General features: G+C 55.6%; 6 protein-coding genes. 4 read left to right on the top strand and 2 right to left on the bottom strand.

Annotated features, from left to right (window positions below):
• Positions 1-119 precede the first annotated feature (119 nt).
• Positions 120-860 (bottom strand): urease accessory protein UreF, encoded by a 741-nt coding sequence (locus tag NW839_RS05445; RefSeq protein WP_414352004.1) that lies wholly within the window; start codon positions 858-860, stop codon positions 120-122.
• A 12-nt stretch (positions 861-872) separates the two neighbouring features.
• Complete coding sequence (gene hpf / locus NW839_RS05440; RefSeq protein WP_414352005.1) at positions 873-1445, bottom strand: ribosome hibernation-promoting factor, HPF/YfiA family; 573 nt, start codon at positions 1443-1445, stop codon at positions 873-875.
• 879 nt (positions 1446-2324) lie between these two features.
• Here hpf and NW839_RS05435 point away from each other — a divergent pair.
• From NW839_RS05435 to NW839_RS05420, 4 genes are all read left to right on the top strand, one after another.
• Positions 2325-3617, top strand: a complete 1293-nt coding sequence (locus NW839_RS05435; RefSeq protein WP_414352006.1) for an aminotransferase class I/II-fold pyridoxal phosphate-dependent enzyme — start codon at positions 2325-2327, stop codon at positions 3615-3617.
• 162 nt (positions 3618-3779) lie between these two features.
• Positions 3780-4586, top strand: a complete 807-nt coding sequence (locus tag NW839_RS05430; RefSeq protein WP_414352007.1) for a PPC domain-containing protein — start codon at positions 3780-3782, stop codon at positions 4584-4586.
• A gap of 323 nt (positions 4587-4909) precedes the next feature.
• Positions 4910-5116, top strand: a complete 207-nt coding sequence (locus NW839_RS05425; protein ID WP_238376795.1) for a hypothetical protein — start codon at positions 4910-4912, stop codon at positions 5114-5116.
• A 27-nt stretch (positions 5117-5143) separates the two neighbouring features.
• Positions 5144-5461 (top strand): TMEM14 family protein, encoded by a 318-nt coding sequence (locus NW839_RS05420; RefSeq protein WP_414352008.1) that lies wholly within the window; start codon positions 5144-5146, stop codon positions 5459-5461.
• Positions 5462-5523 lie beyond the last annotated feature (62 nt).

Genomic DNA, 5523 nt, shown 5'->3' with positions numbered 1-5523 from the left:
CATCAAAGCGCATTCCTCCCGGCACTGACCCTACGGGTACAGTGCGGGGCTCCTGCGATTTCTAGCTGAACTCCCCTCTCCCTCTGGGAGAAGGGTTTAGGGGTGAGGGTTGACGGCTTTCAAGATTGAAAAAGGCGGGAATAGAGGTGTTGGTGGGCTTGACAATCCCGTTCTTGTAGAGGGGTGAAGCTGCTTAGGGGCGGCCAGCCGAGGGAGAGGTTTGGCCTTTCGGCCCGCTTCACAACCGGCAGGATCTCTTGGTGTACCACTGCCTCGATGGGCTCGTACAACTGAGCCAATAGGCTTTGCCCCTCGGTATGCCCCAAAGGTACCAGACGCACCGCTGCCGAGACCAGCCCAGTGAGGGAGGAGAACAAGAAGGCACGCAGGGTATCTTCCAACCCAATGCCCGCCTGAGCGCAGATCCAGCCAAACACCACGGAATGATGCAGTGGATCCCCCTCTGCCTTGGGGACAGAGATTCCCCAGGTGCGTTCTGCCAGTTGAGCTAGGCGTTTCCCCAAATCTAGGCTGGCTTGGCGCGGCTCTGCCGCCCAACGGGTTGCTTGCAGCTGTTGCTGCAGCTTCTCCACTCCCGACTCGGATCCCAATCGGGATAGACGATGGGCCAAGGCACAGGCTCTGCCCTCGGTGGGGGCTAAGCCCATGTGCAAAACCCCCAACAGGTACTGCTGCACCCCAGCCCGATCGCGAAGTTGACCCGCTTGAACGGCAGCTTCCAAGCCCCAGGAGTGGGAATAAGCCCCAATCGGCAGGGCAGAATCGGTGAGCTGTAGCAACAGATAGAAAGTGCCGCTGGATCCTGGAGAAGTAAGTTGGGAGGAGAGCTCACCACGCATCTTCACCAAGCCTTAGCGGGGGCGGATCAGGCCATAGCCGCCATGGTTGCGGACGTAGATAACGTTGATCTCGCCATTTTCGATATTGCGGAAAACGTAGAAGTCGTGATCCACTAGCTCCAACTGGTGCAACGCTTCCTGAACCGTCATGGGTGGCATGGCGAAGTACTTGGTGCGCACCACCTCTGCCGGTAACTCCGCTTGCCGTTCCGTATTTAGCGGATCGGTGGCGGGCTGCTGGGCCACTGCCACGGAGGTTTTGGGGGTGTGGCGGACGCGGTGAATGCCGTTCCGTTCTTTGTATTTGCGCAACTTGCGGGCCAGCTTGTCGGCCACACGGTCGATGCTGGCATAGAGGTTTTCGCTGCTTTCTTCCGCCCGGATCACGGTGCCATTGGCGTAGACGGTCACTTCGGCAGATTGGCTGGCACTGATACGGGGGTTGCGGGCTACCGATAGATTGACATCAACCTCACTGGTGATCTGGGCAAAATGACTGACAGCACGCTCAATTTTTTCTTGAACGTAGCTGCGGATGGCGTCGGTAATCTCGACGTTTTTCCCTTGGATCACAAGCTTAGTCATGAGGACTCTCCCAGTCATGTCGGTTTATACCTGAGATAGCGCCTCATCCCCACCCGGGATCCCTCTAACTCTGGAAAGCGATCCCAGCTCACAGGCGACGTCAGCCCTTTAATTGGCAAAAATGGAGCCCTGTCATCAAGGGTGAGCAGATCGGCTTTGGGAGTGGCACTAACCTCTTGGGTTAAGTCTAGGTTAACATCTCGCTCAAGGATCTCTGCCAGAGGTTAAGAATAAATTTAGGCTCTCTTAATGTTTCAGAGATGTTGAATTCCAGATTTTCCCAAATCGCAGGAGCTCTGTAGAGAAGCGGGATCCCCGCCCTGCAAGACATGCACTTCTATTGGCTGTGTTGAGTGTCTTTGGGAAAGGTTTTTTAGAGTTTAAGTTGCAAGTTCCTCAGTCAAAAGCCAAATCTATCATCAAACCCATAGACAGATCTAGCCTGCTAAAAATCTTCCTGAGCTGGATTCTGAGTTGGTTAAACAATGTCTCTAACTCTGACCTGTTTTTGAGAGACTAAACGTGGGCCGTATTGCCCATAAGCTCGGCAATCCAGATGCTTCAGCTTTCCTCCAGGGTATGTTGGTATTATCCTACAGCCTAGCAGCATCTTGATTCGATAGCCATTGACAGCAAAAATGAAGGGATATTGATATAAATTAAGCTTTTTATCGATTTTTTATCAATATGAGGCTTTCGACTTGAGAGATGGTGTTGTTGTCGGTATTAGCTTTGACAAGCCTGTCGTTCACTGTTCCATGCTGTAAGGTTTCTATCGGAGAGCTACATAAGTACATAAGAACTTGGAACTCGGTTCTGCCGCTGCAGTCACCTTGAGGAGCGGTGGGGAGAAGGCCAACTCTTTCCGGGGTGGCTGAAATGCTACCCTCGAAACCAGCTTGGTGTGCAAAAGGTGGGGCAGACTGGGTGGGCGGAGGGATCCCGTTGAAGGCGGCAGAGCTTTTAGACAGAGCAGAAGAGGCTCTACAGGAGCAGTTTCAGGCGGTGGAGAAGACCCTCAGAGAGAACCTGGCGCGGGTGCTGCGGGCCTTTCGCGACCAGCGGGTGGGATCCCATCACTTTGCCGGGGTGTCGGGGTATGGCCACGACGACCAGGGGCGGCAGGTTTTGGATCGGGTGTTTGCCCAGATCATGGGCTGTGAGGCAGCAGTGGTGCGGCTGCAGATGGTGTCTGGTACCCATGCCATTGCCTGTGCTTTGTTTGGGGTGCTGCGTCCGGGGGATGAGCTGCTGAGCATTACCGGCCCCCCTTACGACACCCTTGAAGAGGTCATCGGTCTGCGGGGTTCCGGGCGGGGATCCCTACGGGAGTTTGGCATCGGTTACCGCCAGTTGGATTTGCGGGAGGGAACTGTCGATTGGCAGGCCCTGAAAACCGCCCTCAGACCGCAAACCCGCTTGGTTCACATTCAGCGGTCCTGTGGCTACGATTGGCGGCCCAGCTTTTCCATTGCCCAGATTGCCGAGATGATCCAAATGGTCAAAGCGCAAAACCCCGAAGTTGTCGTTTTTGTGGACAATTGCTACGGCGAATTTGTGGAAACCCAGGAGCCAACCCATGTGGGCGCAGATCTGATTGCCGGATCCCTGATCAAAAATCCGGGGGGCACCCTCGTTCCCGCAGGGGGCTATGTGGCCGGGCGGGCAGAGCTGGTGGAGCAAGCCGCTTGTCGGTTAACGGCTCCGGGCATTGGTTCGGAGGGGGGGGCAACTCTAGATCTCAACCGCCTTCTGTTTCAAGGCTTGTTCTTGGCCCCGCAGATGGTGGCCGAAGCGGTGAAGATCGCCCATCTGGCGGCGCAGGTGTTTTCTGATTTGGGCTACCCGGTCTCGCCTCTGCCTCAAACTCCCCGCACCGATATCATCCAGGCCATTCAATTGGGATCCCCGCAAAAGCTGCAGGCTTTCTGCCAAGCGATTCAAAACAGTTCTCCTGTGGATTCCTACCTCACCCCAGTGCCGGAGGTGATGCCCGGTTATGCAGACCCGGTGGTGATGGCAGCAGGCACCTTTGTTGCCGGGAGCAGTGCAGAACTCTCTGCCGATGGGCCGATGCGGGATCCCTACACCGTCTATTTGCAGGGGGGAACCCATCTTGGCCACGGGCGGCTGGCTCTAGAAGCCGTCTTGCAAGCTTGGGAGGCCCTGTAGACCAGTATGCTCTCGGCTGGAAAAGCAAGGAAGGGGCAGGCCAACAATCTCAAAACTCAGCATGAAGTTCGGCAGAAGTTGTCGTCTCTGGCCAACCTTTTCCCTCAATCAGGGGGTAGGATCAGTCCACAGTGGCCATTCTTCAGAGAGGGATCCCTTTTGATGCTGAGCTGGTATCGTTCTTGCGTGTCTCCTCGCCGTTGGGGATCCCGTTTGGCTCTGGCTCTGGTGGCATTGGGGTTGGCTGGCGGCTGTCGGCTGTTGGATCGGGTGGGAGAGAGCGGCTTGCCGGTGGGATCTGCGCTGACCCGTTCTGCTCTGTGGAGAGGCAGCCAAACCGTGACGGGAGCGCTGGAGGCGGGAGATGAAGTCAGTCGCCAGTACGGCAGCTTTTGGGATGGGATCCCCATCACCGCTGAGCCGGGGCAGATTTTAATTGCGGCCCTAGAGAGCGAAGATTTTGATGCTTATCTGGAGCTGGTGGACGGTCAAGGGCGGGTGATTGGCTTTGACGATGACTCTGGCCTGGATGTGAATGCCCTGTTGGCAGTGCGTCTGCCGGAGGGAGGCACCTATACCCTGCGGGCCACCAGCTTTGAGCCGGAATCCACCGGCAACTACCGGCTCACCTATGTCCTCACCCAGGTAGATTGGCAGGAAAGCCTATCGGGCCGTCTGCAGGAGGGATCCCTTCAGCATCCCGAGGATGGCAGTTGGATGGACGAATATCCCATTGCCGCCCGCGCCGGCCAGATCCTGATCGCTTCCATGACCAGCTCTGATTTGGATGCCTTCTTGCAACTGCTGGATCCGAGTGGAGAAGTCATGGCTTGGGATGATGACCAAGGTGGTGGAACCGATGCTCTCATGATTGCCTTTCTACCCCGCACCGGCACCTACACCCTGCGGGCCAACACCCATAAGCCGGGAGAGGAAGGAGCCTATGGGTTACAGTACACCTTGCGCTAGCATCTGCTCCCTATCTGGAAGCTTGGATAAGGGGGCTTGCGGATCTTCTGGTGCTGATGTCGAGATTTTGACAGGAATCATCGTTTTTTAACGCCTAATGAATGTTGATACACGTCAGGAGTTGCCGGTTTACCCTCCTAAGATCCTCACAAAGCCAGAAGGGGCACTGCTTGCTGAGCTTTGTGGGAAAGCATAACATCTTATCCTAAGTTGTGACGGAGCTGAAATATTGTCCTCGGGGATGAGGTCTTTTTTCTAGAATCGAATCGATGGCCTAGACCATTCTTTTGCAGTTCAGCCCCTATCTCCACAAAATGGATGCCATGACTCCTGAAATGGTACGCCAGTTTTGGTCTTTGGTCAGCGAGATTGGCAGGCCAGATTGGCTCACAAAGCGTGACGATGACTTGGTGAACCTGCTTCTGAGCGCCTGTCAGAAAAAACACGCCCTCAGCAGTGTCGATGCCTCAATTCTCAATCGCTACATCAGCATTCGCTTGCCCTTGATTCGCGATATCCTCGTGGATTAAACCTAGAGAGGACAAGGTTTTCCCATCATGCTGGCCGCACAAATCACCTTGCTGGTCTACGGGGCACTGCTTTTGGTGGGCGGAGCAATCGGCTATAGCAAAGGCAAAAGCTCCAAGTCTCTCATCGGGGGGCTGGTTGGGGCCGCCCTCAGCGGAGTCAGCTATGGGCTGCTGGGGGTGGATCCCCGCTGGGGGCTGGGCTTGGGCGTGGGGACGACAGTGCTGGGATCTATCGTATTCGCCCTGCGCTACCGCAAAACCCGAACGTTAATGCCTGCCGGCTTGATGTTCATCCTCAGCTTGGGAGCAGCTGTCCTTCTGGGACTTAGCTTTGGAGCGGCCTAGGTTGTGTTGATCTTTCATTTGAGCCAAAAGAGAGCACTGACGAGATAGAGAAAACTCAAGAA

This window comes from Synechococcus sp. R5-15 (assembly GCF_047462035.1).
Lineage (GTDB): Bacteria > Cyanobacteriota > Cyanobacteriia > Thermostichales > Thermostichaceae > Thermostichus.
This window is presented reverse-complemented; position numbering and strand designations above follow the sequence as displayed.

Bases quoted from the DNA above. Each gene is read 5' to 3' on its own strand.
- NW839_RS05445 (WP_414352004.1), bottom strand. From the start codon at position 860: ATGCGTGGTGAGCTCTCCTCCCAACTTACTTCTCCAGGATCCAGCGGC.
- hpf (WP_414352005.1), bottom strand. From the start codon at position 1,445: ATGACTAAGCTTGTGATCCAAGGGAAAAACGTCGAGATTACCGACGCC.
- NW839_RS05435 (WP_414352006.1), top strand. From the start codon at position 2,325: ATGCTACCCTCGAAACCAGCTTGGTGTGCAAAAGGTGGGGCAGACTGG.
- NW839_RS05430 (WP_414352007.1), top strand. From the start codon at position 3,780: ATGCTGAGCTGGTATCGTTCTTGCGTGTCTCCTCGCCGTTGGGGATCC.
- NW839_RS05425 (WP_238376795.1), top strand. From the start codon at position 4,910: ATGACTCCTGAAATGGTACGCCAGTTTTGGTCTTTGGTCAGCGAGATT.
- NW839_RS05420 (WP_414352008.1), top strand. From the start codon at position 5,144: ATGCTGGCCGCACAAATCACCTTGCTGGTCTACGGGGCACTGCTTTTG.